The 3883-nt window shown below is 47.6% G+C and carries 3 protein-coding genes and 1 riboswitch; of the genes, 1 reads left to right on the top strand and 2 read right to left on the bottom strand.

The window, feature by feature from the left end:
* Positions 1 to 726: carbohydrate ABC transporter permease (locus tag RMO52_RS16540; RefSeq protein ID WP_310416321.1), on the bottom strand; the 726-nt coding region annotated here is incomplete at its 3' end.
* Positions 727 to 1079: 353 nt separating this feature from the next.
* On the opposite strand from RMO52_RS16540, the gene RMO52_RS16535 reads away from it, so the two are divergent.
* Entirely contained in the window at positions 1080 to 2699 is a 1620-nt protein-coding gene (locus tag RMO52_RS16535; protein WP_310416316.1) for an NAD(P)H-quinone oxidoreductase subunit 4, read from the top strand.
* 238 nt (positions 2700 to 2937) lie between these two features.
* Here the strand turns inward: RMO52_RS16535 and RMO52_RS16530 are convergent, their stop codons facing one another.
* Positions 2938 to 3528: a Uma2 family endonuclease gene (locus tag RMO52_RS16530; protein ID WP_310416314.1), complete on the bottom strand. Its 591-nt coding sequence runs from the start codon at positions 3526 to 3528 to the stop codon at positions 2938 to 2940.
* A gap of 217 nt (positions 3529 to 3745) precedes the next feature.
* Positions 3746 to 3843: riboswitch (TPP riboswitch) on the top strand.
* The last annotated feature ends 40 nt before the right edge of the window (positions 3844 to 3883 follow it).

Below are 3883 nucleotides of genomic sequence, written 5' to 3'. Positions count from 1 at the left end.
CCGCTGGACAAACGTAAACAAGATTAATACAGGCGCGATCGAAATTATCGCACCTGCCGCCACCAATCGCCAATTCAATCCAAATGCACCAGCGGCTAACTTGGCGACTCCCAGCGGGAGCGTGTAATAAGCATCATCTTGCAGGATGATTAATGGCCATAGAAAATCACTCCAGGCACCGATAAAGACAAAAATTGCCAGCGTGACGAGTGAAGGACGAATCGCAGGTAACATCACACTCCACCAAATCCCAATCTCCCAGCACCCATCCATTCGCGCCGCTTCTTCGAGTTCTTTGGGGACGGATTGGAAGGCTTGGCGGAGTAAAAAGATCCCAAAAGCGGAAGCTAGATTAGGTAAAATCACGCCCAAATAAGTATTCACTAAACCCAAGTTAACGGCGATGATATACAGCGGAATCATCACGATCTGAAACGGAATCATAATCGTCGAAACGACGATCGTGAAAATCAGCTCTTTGCCTTTAAATTCTAGTCTGGCTAGAGGGTAAGCAGCTAGGGCACTAAAAATCACATTGATAATTACACTGGCGATCGCCACCACACTACTATTGAATAAATAGTGTCCGAAATCATTACTTTGCCAGACACTAATAATATGCTCGAAAGTCGGATGACTGGGAAATAATTGGGGTGGCGATTGAAAAATATTTTCATCTGCTGATTTGAGCGCCGTACTCAATAACCACAGCAACGGAAATAACATCAAACACGCGATCGCACTCAAGCCGCCATAGATCTTAACTAGTTTCAGCGTTGGCGATTGCCAAATAGTTGCGGAGCGGGAGCGCAGTGAGGTAGATGGTGACATAGTGCAAGCCAGATGAACCACTGCCGATCTTACGGCGATCTGCGGCGTTTCGATCGTAAATACAGCAAATATGCGATCGAAAAAGGGTACGCTAGAGTAACGGTATTTTAAAAGTTGTAAATTTTAGTTACGACTTGCCACTAATCTTGACAAGGTATATCATTGAGATAATGAGTATTTATACCTATACATCGGATATCGTCATTGTCTAGCAGTGCAGTATCCTCTTCGATCCTCATCGCCTATCTATGATCTCTGAATTTCCTTGGCTCACTGCGATTATTGCGTTCCCACTCATAGCTGCCTTAGCTATTCCCGTATTACCCGATACCGACGGTAAAAATGTGCGGCTGTACGCACTGGGCACTGGGATCTCAGAATTATGTTTGATTATTTTTACATTTGCTACGCAATACGACACCAATAATCCCAGCTTACAATTAGTCGAACGCTACAGTTGGATTCCCCAATTAGGCTTAAATTGGTCGCTGGGTGTCGATGGACTATCGATGCCACTTGTGGTGTTGACTGGATTTGTGACTACACTCGCTACCTTTGCCGCCTGGAACATCAAGATCAAGCCGCGCCTATTTTATAGCTTGATGTTGGTGATGTACAGCGCACAGATTGCGGTGTTCCTCGCCCAAGATTTATTGATGTTCTTCATGCTCTGGGAGTTGGAGCTGGTTCCCGTTTATCTGATTATTTCGATTTGGGGTGGCGCACAGCGGTTTTATGCGGCAACGAAGTTCATTCTCTATACGGCGCTAGCTTCGATCTTTATCCTGCTGTCGGCACTGGCGCTCGCTTTTTATGGCGATACCGTTACGTTTGATATTACCGCCCTCGGACTCAAGGAATACCCGATCGGGTTAGAATTGTTAGCCTACGCTGGGTTGTTGATTGCCTTTGGTGTCAAGTTACCGATCTTCCCCTTTCATACTTGGTTGCCAGATGCCCACGGTGAAGCACCCGCACCTGGTTCGATGATTTTGGCAGGGGTATTGCTGAAGATGGGCGGCTATGCCCTAATTCGGTTGAATGCCGAAATGCTCCCTCACGCTCATGTGTACTTTGCACCAGTACTTGCCGTATTGGGTGTGGTGAATATTATCTACGGTGCCTTAGCTGCCTTCTCGCAAGACAATCTCAAGCGACGCTTGGCATATTCATCGATCTCGCATATGGGATTCGTGCTGATTGGTATTTCGTCTTTTACCGCGCTGGGTATTAATGGTGCGATGCTCCAGATGATTTCCCACGGCGGGATTGCCGCTGTACTCTTTTTCCTGGCTGGGACGATTTACGATCGCACGCATACTCTGTCGATGGATAAGATGGGTGGCATTGCCAAATCGATGCCGACAACTTTCGCGCTGTTTACCTTTGCCTCGATGGCGTCACTGGCGTTACCCGGAATGAGCGGCTTTGTCAGCGAATTGACGATTTTCTTGGGCTTGACAACTAGCGATATTTATAGTAACAGTTTCAAGCTGATTATTGTCTTCTTAGCAGCGGTAGGCTTGCTAATTACACCGATTTATTTATTATCGATGTTACGCCGCGTCTTCTTCGGCACACAGAGCGAAGCCTTCGCACCGCCGTCAGATGCCCAACCGCGCGAATTGGCGATCGCGCTATGCTTATTGGTGCCGATTATTGGCATCGGTTTATATCCCAAACTCGCTACTCAAACTTACGATCGAACCACAGTTACTGTCGCAGCGCATTTGCGTGAGGCGCTACCGATTACAGTAGCTGCTGAAAGCGGAGAGACTAGTTTGTATGCACAATTAGCATCAGACAGGGCACAGGCGGCGATCGTTGCGCCGCTGATTCCCAGTAAATTAGTGGGGATTGCTAACTAGTGTTAATTGTGATGGGATGGCCTTGTTGCGATTACATCCGATCGTCTGGTAGGGGCAATTCATGAAGCGACGTGCGCTCTGGAGGTGTATCCTTCCAGGTTTAGCGCTGAACTCGGCTCGCGCTCCTCGGCTTTGCCGATGGTTTAGCGGCGTTTTTATGTCTAGGGTTCCCCCCGAATAAAAAAACGACAAGACAGCGAGACAAGACAAGACATTGCCCCTACCAATCGATCGCAACTTATCTGCTGGCATTGAGCACTTCTAATGCCTTCAATCCCAACTCTGGAAACGTCGGTGAGACGATCGTCATATCGCCCACAAACACTTCATCAGTATAGGCTCCATCCTTGAGTACGCAAACTGTCACCTGAAGATCGATCGGATCGACAATCCAATACTCAGGGATATCTAACACCGCATACTCGCTATGCTTTGCCCGATAGTCCACCGGTACCGTCGAGGGACTCACCACTTCCACCACCAATAACGGCGGCGGTTCATTTAAGGGAATCAGGGATTCTCGTTTTTTCAAGCTTTGCCACTGCTCCAAAGGCAACACGACAACATCTGGTACTCGCGCAGTTTCCCAGCGTGTACCCCTCGGCGACTGAATCCCAATCTTCATGTCTTTAGCAATCCAATCCAGCCCTACCCGCCTGATTTCAGCCTTAAATTCATCATTCAGGAATTCACTAATGTCGCCATGCTCGCCCGTTCCTAATGACACGATCGTTAGTTCCCCATCCACCAGCTCATAACGAGTATCCGTGCCATCATCATAGGTAAGATACTCCGCTAGGGTGATGCGTTTTGTCGTGGCGATTGTCATGGGGCGTTTCCCTTACTTGACCTGAATACACCGATTATATCTTAGGGTAGCTGGGTAGTGGCGCTCGGAAATTAGATGAGAATCAATTCGCAAATTTTGTTAGTATCGATCGTTATTAATTTACCAACGTCCAAATACACGCTCCAGATTGAATAAGGTCGATCGAGACAATTTGCAACGTCCTAGCCCAAAGCCAGTCGTAGATGTTAGAATTTACAACTATAGCTAGGGGTGTCCGAAACCAGTCGGGCTGAGAACATACCCTTGCACCTGAGTCTGGGTAATGCCAGCGGAGGGAAGCTGTTTATGATAGGAAATTGAATATGCGTGCTGAATGGATTGCCAAACGTAGCGG

Source organism: Chamaesiphon sp. OTE_8_metabat_110 (assembly GCF_031382685.1).
Lineage (GTDB): Bacteria > Cyanobacteriota > Cyanobacteriia > Cyanobacteriales > Chamaesiphonaceae > Chamaesiphon.
Note: the sequence above shows the minus strand (reverse complement) of the source record. Positions and strands in the feature narration are given on the sequence as shown.